This is a genomic window from Snuella lapsa (genome assembly GCF_039539345.1).
GTDB lineage: Bacteria > Bacteroidota > Bacteroidia > Flavobacteriales > Flavobacteriaceae > Snuella > Snuella lapsa.
Window position 1 is genome coordinate 41230 of the sequence record NZ_BAABCY010000065.1, and the last position, 21176, is coordinate 62405.

Consider the following 21176-nt stretch of genomic DNA (forward strand, 5'->3'; position numbering starts at 1 on the left):
ACGATTTTAAACAATTACACAACTAAACAACTTAACTCCAAGCCTTTGGCATCTTTTGATCCCGCATCGGCACAAACACCAAGTTATCATCTGTATCGTCAGAGTTTACAAAATGCTTAAAACGCTTGCGTATGTTAGGGTCTTCTATAGCTTGTTTCCATTCACACTCGTACTTATCGATTAGCCCCTTCATTTCTTCTTCCAAGTCTTCTGCAATGCCTAAAGAATCTTCTATAACAACTTGCTTTAAATATTCAATCCCACCATCCAGTTTATCCAACCAAGGCGCTGTTCGCACCAAAGGACCTGCTGTTCTAATATAGTACATGAGGAATCTATCTAAGTATTTAACGGCTGTCTCATCATCTAACTGCTCCGCAAAAAGCACAGCATGTTTAGGTGTTGCTCCTCCATTTCCACATACATATAAATTCCAACCGCCTTCAACAGCTATTAAACCAAAATCTTTACCTCTAGCCTCTGCACATTCACGAATACAACCAGACACTCCCCCTTTTAGTTTATGTGGTGAGCGCAACCCCCTATACCTGTTTTCTATTTCTATGGCAAACGTGACACTTTCGTGCATACCGTAACGGCACCAAGTAGAGCCTACACAACTTTTAACAGTACGCAACGATTTTCCATAAGCATGCCCACTTTCAAAACCAGCATCGATTAAATCCTTCCAAATAAGGGGCAATTCATGCAATTGTGCTCCAAACAAGTCAATACGTTGCCCACCTGTTATCTTGGTATACAAGTCATACTTTTTTGCAACCTCGCCCAAAACAATCAGTTTATCAGGGGTAATCTCGCCACCAGGCACTCTCGGCACAACGGAATAGGTCCCGTTACGTTGAATGTTTGCCAAAAAGCGGTCGTTTGTATCCTGTATTGCTACCTGACGATTAGGTGTCTCCATATAGATACTTGCAAAAATAGAGGCCACAAGCGGTTTACAAACTTCGCAGCCATGCCCTTCTCCAAACAAGTTAAGTGCCTCGTCGTAATCCTTTACCTTATTGATCTTAATAAGATCGTATAACTCTTGTCTGTTAAATGCAAAATGTTCACAAATCGTTTCCTTGACTTCTTTGCCTTGTGACTTTAAGGTTTCATTAACCAAATCTACTACCATTGGTTTGCATCCGCCACAGCCAGTTGTAGCTTTTGTTTTAGTTATCACTTCCCCGAGGTTATTACAACCTCCTTCTGTAATGGAACAGCAGATGTCGCCTTTGGTTACACTTTCACATGAACACACTTGAGCAACATCTGGAATATCCATTACACTACCAAATGAAGATCCGCCTTCCCCACGTCCACCAATAATCAATTCTTCAGCTTCTTCTGGGATTGGCAAGCCATTTAAATAAATTTGATGTAGCATATTATAATCGGAGGCATCACCAATTAAAATACCACCCAGCAACGATTTGCCGTCATGACTAACATTAATACGCTTATATAGGTTTTTAGTCTTATTTTCATAAACGATGGAATATCCTTTTTCTACAGGCATAAACGGTTCACCATAACTGGCCACATCAACACCTATTAACTTTAATTTGGTAGACAGATCTATAGTATCCTGCATTAAAACATCTGTATTTCCTAAAATCTGATTCACTGCCACCTCAGCCATATCATAACCAGGAGCCACTAAACCATAAATCATCTGGTTGAACAATGCAACCTCTCCGATGGCATAAATCTCGGGGTCGGAGGTTTGCATTTTATTGTTTACAACAATACCACCTCGAACGCCCATTTCCAGGTTACAGGTTCTTCCTAATTCGTCCCGCGGACGAATACCAGCCGACACGACCAACATCTCCACATCTATCTTATCATATTCGCCAAACTCCATACCCGTAATGGCATCATCTCCCAAAATCTTATTGGTTGCTTTAGACAAATGCACCTGAATTCCTAAGGACTCTATTTTCTCCTGCAATACTTTACTTCCACGTGTATCCAGCTGTCTGGGCATTAATTTAGGGGCAAATTCAACAACATGGGGTTCAAACCCCATATCTAAAACCGCTTTTGCTGCCTCCAACCCCAAAAGCCCCCCTCCAAGAACGGCAGCCTTTACGGTTTCATTAGTACCCTTTTTTAAGATTTCTGCATAGGCCAGCATGGATTCTAGGTCTTCAATAGTTCTGTAAACAAAAACGCCCTTCTTTTCGATACCGTTTATGTTAGGGACAAAAGGAGCAGACCCTGTAGCTAATACTAAATAGTCGTACTTATAGTGGATATCTTCAGAAGACGTAATCTTCTTTGACGCCCTGTGAATATCTGTAATACGTTGGTTTGTAATCAATTCTATACCATGCGACTCATACCAAGATCGCGGTGCCATTTCCAAGGCTTTAGCATCTTGGTTTTCAAAGTATTCACTCAAATGAACACGATCATACGCAGGTCTTGGCTCTTCACCAAAAACAGTAATTTGATAGCCTTTAGCGTTCGATTGTGCTACAAATTTCTCACAAAACTTATAACCAACCATACCATTTCCAACAACGATTATTTTTTTCATCTGTTTACATTTTATTGTTTTTCATCGGTCAGATGTAATTCGCCAAAAACATCTCAGTTAAGCATCAAGATTTATTATGGCTCATTTCATAACTACGTATTTAAAATTCAAAAATAAGTATTTTTACGTATCAAAATATACGTAATCATACTAATCGTTCTTGAAACTGTAATTATTAACAATTTCTTAAATCCTAATCGCTTTAATTACTTATAAAATAATAAACAGGTGTTTAAATTGGGAAAGCAAAAATTAGCTATCTAAGCCTCAACTGTTACAATAACACTCTTAGAGGCAGGTGTTTTAGCCGTATGCGCAAAGCCATCCAAAGGCACCAAAACATTGGTTTCAGGAAAGTAAGTAGCACAACAATTTTTAGGAATATCGTATCCAATAACTTTAAAATTGTTTGCTGTCCTAACAACGCCATTGTAATGGGATTTTAAATTCACTACTTGGTGTTCTTCAAGGCGTCTTTCTTTCATATCATCTCGATTCATTAAAATAATACGCCTTTCATTAAAAATACCACGATAGCGATCGTTAAGACCATATATTGTAGTGTTAAACTGGTCGTGACTACGTATAGTCATCATAATCAACTCACCTTGCCTTAATTCCCATTCTGGCAATTTATTTAAGCTAAAATTAGCTTTACCTGTTTGGGTATTAAATTGCCTTACACGCGCGCCATTTGGCAAATAAAACCCTGAAGGCTCTTTTATACGCTTATTATAATCTTTGAACCCCGATACTACGTCTTCTATATCGTCACGTACCAGATTATAATCATCTTTATATTGCAACCACTTAATTTTGGATCGGTCTTTTAAGGTTGCATATGCAATACCACATACTACGGCCACCTCGCTTAGTAGTTTTTCTGAACAGGGTTCTAAAACGCCTTTTGTTGATGACACCACACCCATTGAATTTTCGACACTTTGTATCTGGATACCCGTTTTTTGATAGTCTTTCTCCGATCGTCCCAAACAAGGTAAAATTAAAGCCTCTTTTCCAGTTACCAGATGTGAACGGTTTAGCTTGGTACTTACATGTACTGTTAAGTTACAATTACTCAAAGCTTTTGCTGCATATTCTGTATCTGGAACAGCCGAAATAAAATTTCCTCCCAAACCAAAAAATACTTTGGCTTTTTTATCGTACATAGCCTTAATGGCATCGATAACCGAATAGCCGTGCTTATGCGTTGGTTTAAATCCATACTTTGCTTCTATTTTATCTAAAAAAGCTTGTGGGGCAGCTTCCCAGATACCTACAGTACGATCTCCCTGCACATTGGAATGCCCCCTTACCGGACACGTACCAGCACCTTCTTTTCCAATACTACCTTTTACGAGCAACAAATTAACAAACTCCCTGATGTTATCTACTGCGTTTTGGTGCTGGGTAAGACCCATTGCCCAACAAATAATAATCTTTTGGTTACTAAGTATCAAATCAAACACCTTATTAAACACTTCTAAGCTTATACCAGAAGCTTTTAAACAGGCATCAAAATCATACGTTTTTAAATCGGTTATAAACGCCTCGTAACCATGTGTAAATGCTTCAATAAATTCTTTATCGAACACATTGCCATCTGTCATTTCCTTTTCTAGTAATTTAATGAGTAACGCTTTTACAAATGCCACGTCACCATTTATGGTAATAGGAACAAATACATCGGCTATTTTGGTGCCGCCTGCTAATAACTTAATGGGGTTTTGCGGATTGGTAAATTTTATCAAGCCTGCTTCTGGCAAGGGGTTTATAGCTATGATTTTCCCTCCATTCCTTTTACATTTCTCTAAAGCCGTTAACATACGTGGGTGATTGGTTCCTGGGTTTTGCCCAACGACCATCACCAACTCTGCCTTATACAAATCGTCCAATGTCACCGATCCTTTACCAATGCCTAAGGTTTCCGATAAAGCACTGCCGCTGGCTTCATGACACATATTGGAACAGTCTGGTAAATTGGATGTACCAAACTCCCTTACAAACAACTGGTATAGAAACGCAGCTTCGTTGGTTGTTCTTCCTGATGTATAAAATACTGCTTCGTCTGGATGCTCCAAAGCATTTAAATTCTCGGCTACTTTTGTAAAGGCATCACCCCAAGTAATTGGTTGGTAATGTGAAGCTCCTTTGGGTAAGTACATAGGCTCTGCCAACCTACCAGATTTACCTATTTCAAAGTCTGATAAGCCTGCTAGATCGTCTACAGTGTGCTTTGCAAAGAAATCTGCTTTAATGGTTTTATTCTGTGCTTCTTCAGCCATGGCTTTCATTCCATTTTCGCAGTATTCACCAAGCACAGAACGTTCATCGTCTGGGTCTGGCCAAGCGCAACCAGGACAATCAAAACCTCCTTTTTGATTCATCTTAAAGGAAAGCTTAATTGCGTTGACTGGATTCATATATTTAGAAACTTGTCCTACAGCCGATTTTAAAGCATCCATGCCTGCACTATTTTTTGGAGGTGCTTTAACACTTAAATCTGTAAACGTTTCTGGTGTACTCGCTTTTTCAAAAGGCGTTTTTGGCATAACTCTAATTTTAAGTTTTAAATACTTCTTTAAACATGGCTTCATAAACTTCTTTTGTGTCCAAATCTACCATGTCTTCAGTAGTCTCCATGAGTCTTACAGCATCCTTATACTTCCCTAAAAGGTGCTTTGCTCCTTTATCATCATTCAGCTCCAATAAGTCTGCAAAGTAATTTTTATCGAAAATAACGGGTACTCCTACCTGATTTTCACCATAAGAAGTAGCTACAATTACTTTTTCGTCAGGTTTAAAGTTTTTGACTAAAGTATTTAGAAACTCTGATGTTACAAAAGGTTGATCGGCTAATACAATCAGCACGCCATCTACATCTCTTTTTGATTGGTTAATATGCTCTATTCCACAGGCTATAGACTTCCCTAACCCCAGATGCCACTTGTCATTACACACTACGTTTACAGGAAATGTTACTATTTTCTTTTTTATACTAATGTGATTGCTTCCTAAAACCACAGTAACGCGTCCAGAGTAACACGGCAATACTGTCTGAATGATATGCCCTAACAAAAAAGTACTACCCCATGGTAATAATTGCTTTGGTGTCCCCATGCGTTTAGAAGAACCCGCAGCTAAGATCAATACTTCAATATTAGGTAATCTACTAACCATCTTAATTAATTTATGTACGGTTTTCAATTATGGATGCAACCTATTTTTTGACTAAGCGATATGGGTTCCTTTTGTCTGGTTATAGCTAATATTTCAGCTATAATGGAAACAGCAATCTCTTGAGGTGTTTCTGCCCCAATGTTGATACCAGCTGGTCCGTGTATACTATCCAAAAACACATCATCGGCAGCGGGGCAATATTCTAAAAATTGAGACAACATATCTTCTCGACGTCTGGCAGGGCCCAAAAGCCCTATATAGGCCGGATTACACTCTTTTAAAGCGACCAGATAGCGCAGATCGTTTGCAAAGTTATGACTCATTAAAACCACGGCGGTCTGTTGATCGATTACTTGCATCCCTAATTGTTCTGGCGTTTGTGCATAAAATGCATGTGCTCCTGGAAAATCTGTTATGGATTTAGATTCTGTGGCTCCAGCAATCACGGTAACTTCCCAGCCCGTTAAAGCTGCATACTCACACAACTGCACCGCATCATGTTCTGCCCCTACAATGACTATTTTAAAACAAGGTGGTAATTTTTGTTTGAAAACGGAATGGCTCGTTTCACCTAACTTAGTCTTAAGTCCTGAAACGGAGAACACTGCTTCTTCCATTTTTACTGCAGAACCTATTCCTGAAATCGTTCCTTCTTCCTTTTCAAAATACGACCATATTTCTATAGGTAACCTTGCCTTTAAACAGTTTTTAAAAGCATTTTCAAATATTTCTGTTGGTCGGAATGGTTCCAAAAGGATATACAAGATGCCTTCGCAACCCAAGCGATACCTGCCATCATAGGTCATCATTTTGGAAACACCTGTTTTAAATACGGTTTCAGATTGTAATAGAATTTCTTTTTCAACGCAGCCACCACTTACAGCTCCAATCATACGACCATCCTCCAAGACTAGCATTCTTACACCTGGTCGGCGATAGGACGAGCCATCCAATGCTACTACGGAAACCAAAACAGATTTTAGACCATTATTTTTAGCCAATACCGCTTCCTCAACTATGGCTTTAAATTCGTGTGTCATGCAACCTACGTGTTTAACCTACTATCTTTTCTGTTTGCAAATGGCTCATATATGGCTGTTTGGTAAGTCGCTTACCTGTTGCGGCATATATGGCATTAGCCACCGCTGCTCCCACTGGTGGTAATGTAGGTTCTCCCAAACCAGTTGGTGCTATATCGCTATCTACAAAATGCACATCTACGATAGGGGTTTGCCCCATTCTGATTAACTGGTAGGTATTAAAGTTATTGGATTGTGGCTCTCCATTTTTAAATGACAAACTGGAATACATAGCATGTCCAATACCATCTATCACACCTCCTTTAGCCTGATTTAATGCTCCAAGCGGATTTACAACTACGCCACAATCTATAGCACAAGTAACTTTTTTCACTATAGGGAAACCATTCTCCATTACCACATCTGCTACTTCGGCAACATGGGTATTATGGCAATAGTATACAGAAAACCCTTGATAAACTCCTGATTCTGCTTTACCCCAATTTGATTTATCTACTACTAGCTTAATAACACCTTCCAAGCGCTCGGGACTATATTGTATGCGTTTATCGGTATTGCCTTTTACATTTTGTAGCAAGTCTATATGCAATTGTATACGATCTACTCCCAAGGTTTCTGCCAATTCATCGAAAAAGCTTTGTTCTGCACTTGCTAAAAAATTGGTATAGGGTGCCCTCCAGGCTCCTGTAGTAATTGCACTTTTATAATTAGCTGTATCTACTTGGTAATTCTCTATAGCTCCAGCAGGAAAGAAATTAGGCACCAAACCGTACATATTACTATTTATTGCCGCCTCTTTTAGGTAATATCCTGTTACTTTTCCGTCCTTTACCGAAGCCGCTATTCTATATTTTGTTGCTGGGCGGTAAACTCCTGTGGTCATATCGTCTTCTCTTGAAGACACCATTTTCACAGGCTTTTGGATCGCATTAGCAATTTCTGCTACTTCAAAAACAAAATCCCCATAAAGACGTCTACCAAAACCACCTCCCATACGCGTCATATCTACATGGATGTCGTCTAAATCCCTTCCCAACATGTCGGAAACTACTTTGGCTGCTTCCTCAGGGGTTTGTACGGGACCTGCCAAATGAATTTTTTCGGGCGTTACGCTTGCAAAAAAGTTCATGGGCTCCATACAGTTGTGCGGTAAAAATGGGGCTTCATATGTACGCTCCAAAACCTTATCTGCTTCGGCAAATGCTTTTTTTACATCGCCATCAGACCGTCTGGTATTAAAAGTATTACCATCCAACAAGTCCATTAACAACTTATCATGATCTTCTGTACTTTCCAATGGCAATTCATTTTTCCAAATAGCCTTTATGGCTTTTTTTCCTTTAAAGGCATCCCAGGTAGATTTTGCAATAACGACCACTTTATCACTTTTACTCAAGGGAGCTGTCCAACTAAGCTTTCCTCTCTCTATATAGGCTCTCGCTTTTTCTCCAATGGTAATTACATCTATCACTCCTGGCAATGCTTTTGCTGCGGTAGCATCGAAAGATTCTAAAACCTGTCCAAATGCAGGTGGGCGCAATACTGCGGCATAAACCATTCCTTCAACTTTATAATCCATACCAAACAAAGGTTTTCCCGTAACAATCTTATCAATATCAACATTGGCTGTATGCTGACCTATAATCGTAAAATCCTTTGGATCTTTCAACTTTACATCTTCGGGCACCTCAAGGGATGCTGCTTCAACTACTACGTCACCATAGCCTAGTGTTTCGCCTTTTGCGTTTGTAATAACCCCCAACTTGGCCGTACACTCTGATGCATCTACTCCCCATCGGGCAGCCGCTGCATTAATCAACATTTGTTTTGCAGTGGCTCCGGTTTGTCGTAAAGGCATCCAGTTTTGCCTAATAGACTGACTTCCTCCTGCCATTTGGTTTTTATACTTTTCGGTGTCCAAAGGAGCCTGTACGACGTACACATCATCCCAAAGTACATCCAATTCTTCTGCAATAAGCATGGGCATAGATGTTTTTACGCCCTGACCTATTTCTGGATTTGGTGAAAAAATAGATACTTTCCCCTCTTCTGAAATCCTTATAAATGCATTAAAGTCATTGAAATTTAATTGACTGATATCTACGGGCATCTTTGCTTCTGGTTTGCAAGCATTAAATAAATTAAACCCGATAAGCATCCCGCCACTGGCTAAAGCCGACGTTCTTAAAAATGATCTTCTACTAAATGTCTGTTGTTTTGAAGTTGCCATTGTAATAAATTCTATATACAGGTTTAACTTAATTTATCGGCTGCTACTTTAACCGCTTTTTCTATACTGTTATAAGATGCACAACGACAAATATTACCATGCATTGCATTTCTTATTTCTGTCTCGCTCGGGTTGGGATTATTTTCCAAAAAAGCAGAAGCCGTCATAATTTGTCCCGATTGGCAATAGCCACATTGTGGTACATCAATTGCTTTCCAAGCCTCTTGAACGGGATGGGTACCGTCTTTTGACAACCCTTCTATGGTAGTTATGGACATGCCCTCGGCCTGAGACACCTGCATAAGGCAACTACGCATAGCTGTACCGTTAACATGTATTGTACAGGCACCACATTGCCCGATACCACAGCCAAATTTAGTTCCTACTAAATCTAGATGATCCCGAAGCACCCATAGCAAAGGTGTATCCATATCTGCCTCGACAGTATGTTTTGTATTGTTTATTGTTAAATTGAATGTTGGCATAATATAATTTGGTTTGATTAACTTTTTTAACAGAAATGCAATAAAGATAGTAAAAAGAATTTCTTGAAACCAACTGCCTCCAAGACAAACCCAAGGAATTCTTTTCGAGTAAAATATAATAACAAATAGTGCTTTCTATTTTTTTAAGACAGTTTTAATAAACTCGAAAGCACGACGCTCATTGTAATAAACATTCTTATTATCGATAAAACCAACATGTCCGCCATATTTTGGCATTTCTAAATACAGGTTAGGGTTTTCTTTGGCTTCTTTTACAGGAAAGCATTCTGCCGACAAAAACGAATCGTTTAAAGCGTTGATGATTAAGGTCGGGGTGGTTATATTGTGTAAGTACTGCAAACAACTAGCCTTTTCGTAATAGTCAATCGCATTTTTAAAACCATGTGCTTTGGCTGTATACACTTCATCAAAATCGATTAATGTTTTTATAGATGCAATTTCTTGCTCACTTAAAATATGTTTGAACCGTTGCTGTTTGTTTTTTAATCTGTGAATTAAATACTTCTTAAACCTGTCGTGATACAACTTATTCTTTAAACGAAGTAACTCCTTTGCCGAGCCATACAAATAGCAAGGCACCGATACTGCTATGGCTGCTTTTACCTCGTTAGGAACGTCGTCACGTTCTCCCAAATACTTTAAGATCATATTTGCGCCAAGACTAATGCCTTTTAGATATATGGAACTGTAGTGCTTTACCTGAATCAAATGGGCAACAACCTCTTCCATATCCTCTGTTGCTCCTGAATGGTAACTTTTATACATCAAATTGTCTTCTCCACTACATCCTCTAAAGTTTACACAAACTGCATCAACACCACGGTCGTTAAACAGTTTTGCCACACCAGTTACGTATGGGCGTTGCCCATGTCCTTCCAAACCATGGAACAATACAATTACTTGATCGGTTTTAACGTTTGCATAGCTCCAATCCAAATCCAAGAAATCACCATCACATAATTTAATGCGTTCCCGCTCTTGCTTAATGTTCCGTACTTGCCTTAACAATCCGGAATAAACAGTAGATATAAATCCATTTTTAAAAGGGAAAGGTGGTTTATAGGTAGGTTCTAGTATTGGCATTTTTAGTTTTCAGTGTTTGATGTTCAGTGATCCATTGGCAATGTTTAAAACTACGCTTCAAGTGGGGTAAATTTAAAGTCGTTTCCGTTAAAAAGTCCTTTATCACTTAACTTCAATGCTGGAATAACCAACAAGCCCATAAACGACAAAGTCATATAGGGTGATTGCAACTTAGACCCCAATTGTTTGGCCATGCCATCTAAGGCTGCATACTGCATAGCTGTAGTTTCACCATCCTGATCGCTCATAATTCCTGCTACTGGCAGGGGCAGTACGGCTTCATTTTTATTTGAAACTGCACTAATACCTCCTTTGCATGATATTAACAAGTTAACAGCTTTACAAATAGCATCATCGTTTACACCAACAGCAATAATGTTATGAGAGTCGTGGGCTACCGAGGAGGCAATAGCTCCTTCTTTTAAGCCGAAATTCTTAATAAATGCCACAGCTGGCTTGGTATTTTCATACCTATTTACCACTACTATTTTCAAAATATCGGCTTCGAGATTAGTTACAACATGACCAAGTTCTATCTTTGCCTCAGCAATAAGTTCATTGGTAACCAATTGTCCCTCTAAAGCTTCTATAACACGTATGTTTTGGGCTTGGGCTTCTACTTTAAAATCAGCGACTTTTACTTTATTGCAATTAAAGTTGTTTAAGTTTTTAAAAGCCACAGGTTTTATTAAGGACATACCTTTCTCGTAAACCAAGTTACCATTAACATAGGCCTGAACGGATTTAAAACTGATTAAATCTTCGACAACTATAAAATCGGCTGCATCTCCAGGACGTAATAGCCCCACATCTAAATTGTAATGTTTTATGGGATTAACACAAGCCACCTGCAACACCTTAAACACATCCATTCCTTTTGCTACAGCGCGCGCGCATAGTTTATTAATATGATCGACCATTAAATCATCTGGGTGTTTATCGTCGCTACAAAACATGATTTGTTCAAAATACTCAGGAAGCAGATCGATTAAAGCGTTGAAGTTTTTGGCTGCACTGCCCTCTCGAATCAGGATCTTCATTCCTTTTTGAAGTTTTTCCAAGGCCTCATCGTAGGTAAAACACTCATGATCCGTAGAAATCCCTGCGTCAATATATTTAGAAATGGCAGTTCCCCGTACTCCTGGCGCATGCCCGTCTACAGGTTTCCCATACTTTTTGGCACAAGCGATTTTTTCGAGCACAACCGCATCGTCAAATAATACCCCGGGGTAATTCATCATTTCAGCGAGGTATTTAATATCCGGATTGGCCATTAACCCACATATTTCTTCAACACCAATGGCAGCTCCAGCCGACTCATAATTTGTAGCTGGCACACAGGATGGTGCTCCAAAATTAAACTTAAAGGGTACTTTCTTTCCGTTGGCTATCATGAATTCAACACCAGCCACGCCCAATACATTAGCTATTTCATGCGGATCACTAACAGTTGCCACAGTACCATGCGTTACTGCAATACGTGCAAATTCGCTGGGAACCAACATGGAACTTTCTATATGAATATGGGCATCAACGAACCCAGGAAGAATGTATTGGCCTACACTATGTTCTTTCTCTTTTAAAGAGACTATTTTCCCATCTTCAACACACACTTCTCCCTTAAAAATTCGCCTGCCTTGGATATCTACTATGTTACCTTGTATTTTCAATGTAATTTTTAATGTTAAAAGTGATTTCTTGCATAAAAGCTTTTAAGGATAAAACTACTGTAATGCTATTTCTAATATCGATTTGGTATTGTTAGTAACTTTAAACCGATTATCTGCTCTCCTGTTTATAATCCAAACAATAGCATCTCCACTACACAATAACCATACTTGTTCTTTATCTAACAACGATAATTTTTCGTCTTTAAAATACTTGCTCAACTTCTTTTTCCCTTTCATTCCCAATGGATAAAACATATCGCCTTCCTGCCATTGTCTAATCTCAAGGGGAAATTGCAACGTTGCCTTATCTACATAAATAATGCTTTTTGACGGTCCTGTTACCGACGCCACTTCTTTAAAATGTAAAGTCCCTAGAGGTATATCTATAATTGCATTGGCAGCGGTTACAGGTACCGGTGGGACTGTTTTAGATGGTATTTCACTTAACAGTAAATGCGAACGGTCCTTAATTAAACGGTGGGTATGTGACACCACTTGTTTTCCAGATTGTGCATCCATGAGTGCTGCGACATCATCCCATTCGGTAAAATTAAAGGGCCTTAATAATTCGAATAAATACGCTTTAGGGTTTCTTAGTTTTTTAAGGGATTCAATATTGAGAGATACACTCTGGGCATTGGTATTATTGACAACTGTTTCTGATACATCGTTTATACGGTCTTCGATAATAGACTTAGAATCATTCAAATATCCCTGCGTTTTACTAAAATTTTGAAGCAACTTCGGGTTAATATCTTTTAAGATAGGGATAACGTCATGGCGCAACTTATTTCTCAGATACTTGGTAGAAGCATTGCTACTATCGTCCCGCCACTGCAAACCTAGCTCTTTCGCATACATTACTATTGATTCTCTGGAAAAAGCTAATAATGGGCGTACAATCCTTCCGTTAATTTCCGGAATACCTGTTAAGCCATCTAAACCAGTACCACGAGAAAGGTTTATTAAAAAGGTCTCAAGGTTATCATCGGCATGATGGGCTGTTAAAATATAATCAAACCGCAATTGCGAAGCCAGTTCATCAAACCAATTGTAACGTAACTCCCGTGCCACAACCTGTATAGACTGCTTTGTTTTCTTTGCATATGCTTGGGTATCAAAACTCTCAACAAACACTTCGAGTCCCAAATCTTCAGCCAGCTGCAACACAAAATATTCATCGGCATCACTCTCATCACCACGTAAATTAAAATTACAATGTGCAAGCCTTATGTCCAGTCCCAAAGTATAACAAATGTGGGTTAGTACCACACTATCCAATCCACCTGAAATAGCCACCAAAAGCTTCGCATTACTTAAAAAGGGGAGCTTTGTATCTATGTGCTGCTTTACTTGTGCTAACATAAACCCAAATATACAACTTTGCTACATCAAACACTTGCGGTTTTCGTTATTAAAAATGATATAAATCATAATTTACAATGGGTTAATTTTAGTATCTTTAGAAAGATCATATTAAAAACCATAGTTATGAGCTCTATTGAAAAAATGAACGACGAAGCAACTAAATCCGTTTTTGATAAAAAAGTACTTACTGCTACGCAACAATTACATCCTTATGTCAAGCACCGCCTTTATATTGCTTCATCTACCGGTGTTATCCCTAAAAACATGTATACTTCCAATGGCATTGTAGACGAAAGTGTAGCCCAACTTTACGAAAGTGGCTATAATATTGACAATAGTGCCTTAGATATTAAGCTAAAACTCTTTAAAATTGCCAATAGTGTTTTAGACAACTTGTTTGAAAAAGAAGCTTTTCATAAAGATACCATGAGCACCAATACGCTTTTGGAAGCGGAACGCAACCATTTAAAAGAAGACTTTACCTTTGATGAAGGTTTTGATTTTATTATGAAAGATAGCTTAAATGATGATTTCTATTCAAAAAAAGACAATCGAAGTCCTTTATTTTTATACGACGACAACACCAATTCTGTTTTAAACGCGTTTAAAATGGAACCCAGTTCCTCCAACACAAAAACAGTGCTTGGTGATTTTTACAGCCGCCTCCCTTTAAACGTGTCTAATATTATTGACTTATACGCTTTTGGAAAATTAAGTTTTGAGGATATATCGAAAGTCAAGTCTATAGAAGAGAGACGTATCCAGCGCATTTTCGACGAGCTTAAAAAAAACTTAATGCATCGTTTGGTTTAGTTTTCCAAAACCTCACGCATTGCCTTAGCCTTTATCAAGCACTCTTCATATTCTTTTAAGGGATCACTTTTAGCTGTAATGGCACCACCAACAGAATAAGACACGTAGCGCTGCGTTTCGTTGTAAAGAATACTTCGTATTACTACATTAAAATCAAAATCACCTTCTGGTGTAAAATACCCTACTGTTCCAGAGTACAAACCTCGCTTGGTTTCTTCGAGTGTTTCAATAATTTTCATAGCAGATATTTTCGGTGCTCCCGTCATACTTCCCATGGGAAAGGTACTTTTTATGACTTCTACCGGATGAATAGATGGTAATAGCTCCGATTTTACGGTAGATATCATCTGGTGTACCTGATCGAAAGTATAAACCTCACAAAGTTCTTCGACCGTAACACTGCCCTTAACAGCTGTTTTAGACAGATCGTTTCGTACTAGATCTACAATCATGATGTTTTCACTACGTTCCTTGGTATCCTGAGACAAGTTCAATTTAGATTGCATGTCTTCGCTGGGATCTAAAGAGCGTTTGGCTGTTCCTTTAATAGGTTGCGAAATTACCACATTATCCATTTTCTTTAAATAACGTTCTGGAGAAGCTGATATCAGATATTTATCGAAAACCTTAAAAAAGACTGCAAATGGCGGATTGGAAATGGCATTGAGTTTATTGTAGGTTTCCAATGGATTAATGAAGGTATCTTCTGCATAAAATTCTTGACAAAAATTAGCTTCGTATATATCGCCACGGTGGATGTGTTCTAGTATCGATTTAATTTTATCAAAGTACGCATCTTTATGAATACGGAGTTTTATTTTTATAGGATCACCAATATGTTGAAGTTGTGCTTCCTTCATTTGTTCTATGTCCTTCAAATCCGTTTCCCATTCATTATCGACACCATGAACATACCTGAATTCTACCATATCATTCTTAATAAAAAGCAGTCTCTTTGGCTGAAAAAAATACAGATCGGGAAAGGCCAAACCGTCATAGTTGGAAGACTCAAGGTTTTCTATGTCATTTTTTAAATCATAGGTCAAATAACCAAATATCCAATCCTTTACACTGGACTGATATGTTTTAAGCGCATCAAAGGCTCCTTCGTAATTTGCTTGAATACTTGTTAAAGCATCCACGGCCATAACAGCATCGTAATTAGAATAGGTTTGTTTGTAATTATTAGAATCCAACCAAACTACATCTTCAAATTGCTGGCTCCAAATTAACAATTGTTGCTTGAAACGGGTTACATCCTGAATCTTATAAAAATGCTGCGTCCTCAATGAAAAAGATTATGGCGCAAAGTTAATTAGATTCCTTAAAAAATTAAGACTTTTGTGTATTACTTTAAACACTTCTTATGTACAGTATACAAAACGACCTCCTTAAAATAGCAGTAAAAAAAGTGGGAGCTGAATTATGTGGCATCACATCGGTAAAAAACAACACTGAATTCATGTGGGATGCCAATCCAGCCATTTGGGGAAGTTTTGCCCCCAACCTCTTTCCTGTTATTGGTGCGCTAAAGGAAGGTACTTACTTATATGAAAATGAAACCTACAACATGCCAAAGCATGGCTTTGTACGGCACAACGAAACCATTGTTTTACATGAACAAACACCAGACAGACTAACTTTTAAATTGAGCAGTAACGAAGCGCTCTTAAAGATATATCCCTTCAAATTTGATTTTTTTATCAGCTACCAACTTGTCGACAATATTATAACCATTGCACATACCGTGGTAAACCGGGATTCAAAAACCATGTATTTCTCTCTGGGCGGTCACCCTGCTTTTAAATGTCCCGTATACAACAATGAAGATTACAACGATTACACCTTAACGTTTGAATGCAATGAAGATTCTGAAACACACCTCATAAACCAAAGCAATGGACTCATAAGCTCAAATACGGCCCCTATATTTAAAGGGAGTAATACAATTGAGTTAAACCACGACTTATTTAACGGCGACGCATTGATCTTTAAAGATCTAAAATCCAAAAAGGTAACACTTAAAAGTGTAAAAAACGGCAATATCCTTACTCTTAGCTATCATGATTTTCCTTATTTAGGTATTTGGGCCAAACCCAACGGAGACTATGTGTGCATTGAGCCCTGGCTGGGTATTGCAGATCATGAAACCACCAATAAGCAGCTGAAAACAAAAGAAGGCATCTTGAGTTTGGCGGTAGGTAAACGCTTTAAAGCTTCCTATAGTATAGAAATACACCCTGGGCATTTAGCCTAAACAGAATATTAAGTGTAACTTTGCCTGCTAAAATGTACATTGTGACTTTTCAGGATCTAAATTTAAATACACCATTATACAACGCCTTAGAAGACTTAGGCTTTAGTACCCCAACTCCTATTCAGGAGCAAGCCTTTAATGTAATTGGTTCAGGACAAGATATGGTAGGTATTGCGCAAACGGGTACGGGAAAAACATATGGTTATATGTTACCCATTTTAAAGCATTTAAAGTTTTCTACCCAAATAAATCCCCGTGTTTTAATTTTAGTCCCCACCAGAGAGCTTGTTGTTCAGGTAGTGGATGACATTGAAAAACTATCTAAGTATATAAACAATCGTGTTTTGGGAGTCTACGGTGGCACAAACATCAACACACAAAAACAAGCAGTAGCTGAGGGTGTGGACATCCTGGTTGCCACACCGGGACGCTTATACGATCTGGCTGTTAGTCGTGCTTTGCAATTAAAGTCCATTCAAAAATTAGTGATCGATGAGGTTGATGTGATGCTGGATCTGGGCTTTAGACACCAGCTGATAAACATTTTTGACCTGCTTCCTGAACGCCGTCAAAATGTAATGTTTTCGGCAACCATGACTCATGATGTGGATGTACTCATCAACGAGTTCTTTAAAAGCCCTCAGCGCGTTTCCATCGCTGTTTCGGGAACACCCCTGGAAAACATTTCGCAAAGCCGTTATGAGGTGCCCAATTTTTATACCAAAGTAAACCTACTCGCACATTTATTGCAGGACACAGATACCTTTACCAAAGTGCTGGTATTTGTTGCCTATAAGCGTATGGCCGATCGCTTGTTCGAACAACTGGACGACCAGTTTCACGAAGAATTATGTGTAATCCATTCTAATAAAACGCAAAACTACAGGCTACGAAGCATTGAACAGTTTCGTTCGGGACATAACCGCATTTTAATTGCTACCGATGTGATGGCCCGCGGATTGGATATTGACAATGTTTCGCATGTTATCAATTTTGATACGCCAGAATATCCTGAGAACTATATGCACCGTATTGGGAGAACAGGGCGAGCGGAACGTAAAGGTGAAACGATTCTCTTCTCTACCGAAAAGGAACAAAGCTATACAGATGCTATTGAAGACTTGATGAACATGGAGATTCCGAAGGCTGACATACCCGAAGAAGTAACGATCTCTACCGAACTTATCGAAGAGGAACGCCCGGTAATAAAAGAACGTAACAATCCCACCAAGCGTAGTAACGAAGATATTCCAGGACCTGCCTTCCACGAAAAAAAGGAAAAAAATAAAAAAGAAAATTTAGGAGGCTCCTACAAATTCAAGATCGCCAAAAAGTACAAAAAACCGAAAACCCGTGGCGATAAAAACTATAACAAACGAAATAAACGGAAGTAGTTATACTCATATAGCCAAAACACCCCGCTACAATTAAACATTAGCCGAGAAACAAACATTGTAACTAGTTTTTATATGGTTGGTTTTATTTTGAAATTAAAATAAAACCTCTTACTTTCTATTTCTGCACCCTATTGGCACTTCATTCTTAATTTCATAAACTAGATTGTCTACATTATCTTCATCTATTTTACCTAAAATTATTTTAAACCCATTACTTTCCAATAATGCTCTAGAAGGCATATTGCGTTTATGTGTAAACGCTTCAACAGCTTTGAGGTTTAGCTCTTTGAATCCGAAGGATAGAATACTTTGCAGTGATTCGCTCATTATTCCCTTACCCTGAAATTCTGGAGCTAAATCATAGCCCACCTCAGCTATTGTTTTAGCTTTCGAAAAATTCCAAAGACAAATACTTCCAATCATTTTATTTCGATCCTTTTCCGTGATGACCCAATAATAATGGTTCTGACAATCAACCCCGGCATTTATCATTGCTATAAATTTCAATGCTTTGGCTTTGGATTCTGCTCTTGGTCTTTTAACAAATTCATTCACCTTGTTATCTGATCGTAAAAATGAAATCATTTGCCAATCAGATGGTCTTAATCTTCGTAACAAAAGACGTCCTGTTCTTATTTCAGGAAAACTTTTTTTGTTCATTGTTTGGTTTCCAACTAATATTTTGTCCAATATTCAATCATTCTAAAAAAGACCAAACAGCTTTCTCTTTTTGACTGAATTAGGTCTATCAACTTGAACAATATCAGACACTCCAAATTTGTCAAATCCATCAAATAACGCTTCAACTCCTCTTTTCATTTTTAAATTCAGTTCTTCACTGTATATCGGGATCAGTGTATAAAAATCTATTGCCTTATTTTTAAGCCGAAGTGTACGAAAATCTTCCCCAAAGACTATCGTTGGCAACAATAGCATAGTGCTTAACTGAGTATTATCTGAAAAAGGTTCTGCGGGATCGCCATTTGGTATTGTATGACCATAGCTTAACCATGTGTTAAATTCATGAGGAAACCTCGCAAGATATTTTAACCACCTCATGGGCCAATAATTTTTTTCATCTTTAAAGTCTTCCTCAGAAATCTTCCAATCACTAGGTAGACAAATACTCAATTCTGCAAAATCACAACCTTCTACTTCTTTAGGTGTATTCATAGGTTTATCACTCATTCCAGAAGTAACTAGCGTATGGAATGGTCTCTCTAAAGATGGTTTTACCCAATGAACATCAATATGAACCTGATCTGATATTAATTCATGAAATACTTTATGAATCTTACCAATGTGTTTCTCTACATGATCTGTAATTTCTTCAATTGACGCCTCTCCCGAAGCACCTTCAAAATCTCTTTTATCAGATTCAGTATATCTATAAATTGGGGATCCATATTCCGATTTTTCCATTATTATTTTTATTAATGTTAATTACACAAATATCTGCTATGTAGAACGAGGTACTTTATGAAAGACCACAATATAACCTCCCACGTGTTTTATTCCTTCTGGTTGTCTTTGCGTTTTCTTATTTCATATTTCAGAGCTGTTTCTACAGCTTTCCATTCTTGATCGGTTATTGAAAAAACGACTGTATCCCTGTAACTACCATCTGTACTTATCTTGTGATTCCTTAGTACACCGTCTTGCTTTGCCCCAAGTCTGGCAATAGCCTCCCGTGAACGGATATTGTGCCAGTGGGTTCTAAATTTGACTGCAATACATCGCAGTTTTTCAAATGCATGGTTTAATAACAGGTATTTACATTCGGTATTAATCCCTGTACGCTGGTATGTTTTTGCATACCAAGTGTATCCAATTTCCAATCGCCTGTGCTCTGGTGTAGCATTACAATACCTTGTGGAACCAATAATTGTTCCTGTAGACTTTTCTACAACTACAAAAGGAAACCCTTTGCCATTCAATTTTTCAATTAGGGCGTTTTCAATATAAGAATCTATTGTTTCTTCCGAAGGCACCGATGTAAACCATAACTCCCATAATTTTCCATCGGAAGCCGCACGCAAAAGTGCATTTTTATGGGACATATCCAACGGTTCCAATAGTACTTTGTTACCTTCTAGTTGTATATTATCAAACCAATCTTTCATCCGTTTAAGTTTTTATAATTATTTGATAATAAATTAATTATAAAATTAAGAACGTATGCAATCGCTACGCTCTCACATTAAAAATTTTGAACATTCCCTTTTATAGAAAAATGCTTAAATTTTATTAATGTTCGTTTCATGCTGTTTTAATTTACTTAGCCATTAACTATTAGCGGTGCATTAATTTGTTTATACATTTTTAATTTAAATATCCTATGCTTAAATGGAGTTCTTGTACAGAGAGCCTATAGCGCTCTCCTCAATATATTCGTCAAACCGAATTGCTTATAACTGGCTTATATTCCATCTCCTCTAATCTTAATTTCGTTAGCCTTTTTAATATTTTCAGGTGTCCTTGTTACTAGCTTTACGAGGTGAATTTCTGTATTTTCATCTGAGGTTTTTACGCTTTCAACAACAATTTTTAATATAAAATTCTCGTCCACTAAATAGGTGTCATAATTTTCGCTAATTACATTTTCATCAATTTGAAAAACAACAGGATTGGTATTCAATTTTATATACTTTTTCGAGAGTGCTTTCAAGGTTATCAAATTGGGTTCATAACCTGATTTTGTCTCAATCAAAATTTTCCCGTAATATTCTACGTCATTCTTATTGAAACTCTCTTTTTCTATTTTTATATTTTTTATTTCATTGGGATTAATTGTACCTAAAACAGATTCATTTTCTATAAATACGTCATTAACAAAAACCATTGGCTTCTTAGTCGAATGGAATCTATTCGAACTGTCCTTATAAACAACCCTTAGTTTCGAATTTTCAGAATAATATTGGTTTATAGGGTTTTGACAGAATAAACATGATGATACAATTAATAGTAAAAAAGTTATAATATTTTTCACAGTCTTTTTGTTTTGTTAAACGAATAGCAACTAGTATATCACAATAATGTACATCTAACAGGGCAAACACAATCAAATATACATAAATACTT

At 37.8% G+C, this 21176-nt stretch carries 17 protein-coding genes; 3 read left to right on the plus strand and 14 right to left on the minus strand.

Features of this window, described 5'->3' with window-relative positions:
• Positions 1-31: 31 nt before the first annotated feature.
• The 9 genes from nirB to tilS form a co-directional block, all read right to left on the minus strand.
• The gene (gene nirB, locus ABD792_RS12130) at positions 32-2551 is read right to left on the minus strand and encodes a nitrite reductase large subunit NirB (RefSeq protein WP_345006387.1); all 2520 of its coding nucleotides are present in this window, start codon (positions 2549-2551) and stop codon (positions 32-34) included.
• 260 nt (positions 2552-2811) lie between these two features.
• Positions 2812-5103, minus strand: coding sequence for an FdhF/YdeP family oxidoreductase (locus ABD792_RS12135; RefSeq protein ID WP_345006388.1), 2292 nt, complete (start codon positions 5101-5103; stop codon positions 2812-2814).
• A 10-nt stretch (positions 5104-5113) separates the two neighbouring features.
• The gene (locus tag ABD792_RS12140) at positions 5114-5731 is read right to left on the minus strand and encodes a nucleotidyltransferase family protein (protein ID WP_345006390.1); all 618 of its coding nucleotides are present in this window, start codon (positions 5729-5731) and stop codon (positions 5114-5116) included.
• Between the two features lie 23 nt (positions 5732-5754).
• A complete protein-coding gene (locus ABD792_RS12145) occupies positions 5755-6771 on the minus strand; it encodes an XdhC family protein (RefSeq protein WP_345006392.1) in 1017 nt (338 codons plus the stop codon).
• A 13-nt stretch (positions 6772-6784) separates the two neighbouring features.
• Positions 6785-9001: a xanthine dehydrogenase family protein molybdopterin-binding subunit gene (locus tag ABD792_RS12150; RefSeq protein ID WP_345006394.1), complete on the minus strand. Its 2217-nt coding sequence runs from the start codon at positions 8999-9001 to the stop codon at positions 6785-6787.
• A 23-nt stretch (positions 9002-9024) separates the two neighbouring features.
• Complete coding sequence (locus ABD792_RS12155; protein ID WP_345006395.1) at positions 9025-9486, minus strand: (2Fe-2S)-binding protein; 462 nt, start codon at positions 9484-9486, stop codon at positions 9025-9027.
• A gap of 135 nt (positions 9487-9621) precedes the next feature.
• Positions 9622-10590, minus strand: coding sequence for a YheT family hydrolase (locus ABD792_RS12160; RefSeq protein WP_345006396.1), 969 nt, complete (start codon positions 10588-10590; stop codon positions 9622-9624).
• Positions 10591-10640: 50 nt separating this feature from the next.
• The gene (gene ade, locus ABD792_RS12165; RefSeq protein ID WP_345006397.1) at positions 10641-12260 is read right to left on the minus strand and encodes an adenine deaminase; all 1620 of its coding nucleotides are present in this window, start codon (positions 12258-12260) and stop codon (positions 10641-10643) included.
• A 54-nt stretch (positions 12261-12314) separates the two neighbouring features.
• Positions 12315-13625, minus strand: a complete 1311-nt coding sequence (gene tilS, locus ABD792_RS12170; protein ID WP_345006398.1) for a tRNA lysidine(34) synthetase TilS — start codon at positions 13623-13625, stop codon at positions 12315-12317.
• A gap of 126 nt (positions 13626-13751) precedes the next feature.
• On the opposite strand from tilS, the gene ABD792_RS12175 reads away from it, so the two are divergent.
• Positions 13752-14441, plus strand: coding sequence for a hypothetical protein (locus ABD792_RS12175; RefSeq protein WP_345006400.1), 690 nt, complete (start codon positions 13752-13754; stop codon positions 14439-14441).
• Here the strand turns inward: ABD792_RS12175 and ABD792_RS12180 are convergent.
• A complete protein-coding gene (locus tag ABD792_RS12180) occupies positions 14438-15730 on the minus strand; it encodes an anthranilate synthase component I family protein (protein WP_345006402.1) in 1293 nt (430 codons plus the stop codon). The two genes, ABD792_RS12175 and ABD792_RS12180, sit on opposite strands and share 4 nt — an antisense overlap.
• Before the next feature lie 77 nt (positions 15731-15807).
• Between ABD792_RS12180 and ABD792_RS12185 the strand changes: the two genes are divergently transcribed.
• The gene (locus tag ABD792_RS12185) at positions 15808-16698 is read left to right on the plus strand and encodes an aldose 1-epimerase family protein (RefSeq protein WP_345006404.1); all 891 of its coding nucleotides are present in this window, start codon (positions 15808-15810) and stop codon (positions 16696-16698) included.
• A gap of 41 nt (positions 16699-16739) precedes the next feature.
• Complete coding sequence (locus ABD792_RS12190) at positions 16740-18092, plus strand: DEAD/DEAH box helicase (RefSeq protein ID WP_345006406.1); 1353 nt, start codon at positions 16740-16742, stop codon at positions 18090-18092.
• Positions 18093-18203: 111 nt separating this feature from the next.
• Here ABD792_RS12190 and ABD792_RS12195 read toward each other — a convergent pair whose 3' ends face one another.
• From ABD792_RS12195 to ABD792_RS12210, 4 genes are all read right to left on the minus strand, one after another.
• Complete coding sequence (locus ABD792_RS12195; protein ID WP_345006408.1) at positions 18204-18755, minus strand: GNAT family N-acetyltransferase; 552 nt, start codon at positions 18753-18755, stop codon at positions 18204-18206.
• Between the two features lie 42 nt (positions 18756-18797).
• Positions 18798-19517, minus strand: coding sequence for a suppressor of fused domain protein (locus ABD792_RS12200; RefSeq protein WP_345006410.1), 720 nt, complete (start codon positions 19515-19517; stop codon positions 18798-18800).
• An 89-nt stretch (positions 19518-19606) separates the two neighbouring features.
• Entirely contained in the window at positions 19607-20218 is a 612-nt protein-coding gene (locus ABD792_RS12205; RefSeq protein WP_345006412.1) for a GNAT family N-acetyltransferase, read from the minus strand.
• A 296-nt stretch (positions 20219-20514) separates the two neighbouring features.
• A complete protein-coding gene (locus ABD792_RS12210) occupies positions 20515-21084 on the minus strand; it encodes a hypothetical protein (RefSeq protein ID WP_345006413.1) in 570 nt (189 codons plus the stop codon).
• Positions 21085-21176 lie beyond the last annotated feature (92 nt).

Bases quoted from the DNA above. Each gene is read 5' to 3' on its own strand.
- nirB (WP_345006387.1), bottom strand. From the start codon at position 2,551: ATGAAAAAAATAATCGTTGTTGGAAATGGTATGGTTGGTTATAAGTTT.
- ABD792_RS12135 (WP_345006388.1), bottom strand. From the start codon at position 5,103: ATGCCAAAAACGCCTTTTGAAAAAGCGAGTACACCAGAAACGTTTACA.
- ABD792_RS12140 (WP_345006390.1), bottom strand. From the start codon at position 5,731: ATGGTTAGTAGATTACCTAATATTGAAGTATTGATCTTAGCTGCGGGT.
- ABD792_RS12145 (WP_345006392.1), bottom strand. From the start codon at position 6,771: ATGACACACGAATTTAAAGCCATAGTTGAGGAAGCGGTATTGGCTAAA.
- ABD792_RS12150 (WP_345006394.1), bottom strand. From the start codon at position 9,001: ATGGCAACTTCAAAACAACAGACATTTAGTAGAAGATCATTTTTAAGA.
- ABD792_RS12155 (WP_345006395.1), bottom strand. From the start codon at position 9,486: ATGCCAACATTCAATTTAACAATAAACAATACAAAACATACTGTCGAG.
- ABD792_RS12160 (WP_345006396.1), bottom strand. From the start codon at position 10,590: ATGCCAATACTAGAACCTACCTATAAACCACCTTTCCCTTTTAAAAAT.
- tilS (WP_345006398.1), bottom strand. From the start codon at position 13,625: ATGTTAGCACAAGTAAAGCAGCACATAGATACAAAGCTCCCCTTTTTA.
- ABD792_RS12175 (WP_345006400.1), top strand. From the start codon at position 13,752: ATGAGCTCTATTGAAAAAATGAACGACGAAGCAACTAAATCCGTTTTT.
- ABD792_RS12185 (WP_345006404.1), top strand. From the start codon at position 15,808: ATGTACAGTATACAAAACGACCTCCTTAAAATAGCAGTAAAAAAAGTG.
- ABD792_RS12195 (WP_345006408.1), bottom strand. From the start codon at position 18,755: ATGAACAAAAAAAGTTTTCCTGAAATAAGAACAGGACGTCTTTTGTTA.
- ABD792_RS12200 (WP_345006410.1), bottom strand. From the start codon at position 19,517: ATGGAAAAATCGGAATATGGATCCCCAATTTATAGATATACTGAATCT.
- ABD792_RS12205 (WP_345006412.1), bottom strand. From the start codon at position 20,218: ATGAAAGATTGGTTTGATAATATACAACTAGAAGGTAACAAAGTACTA.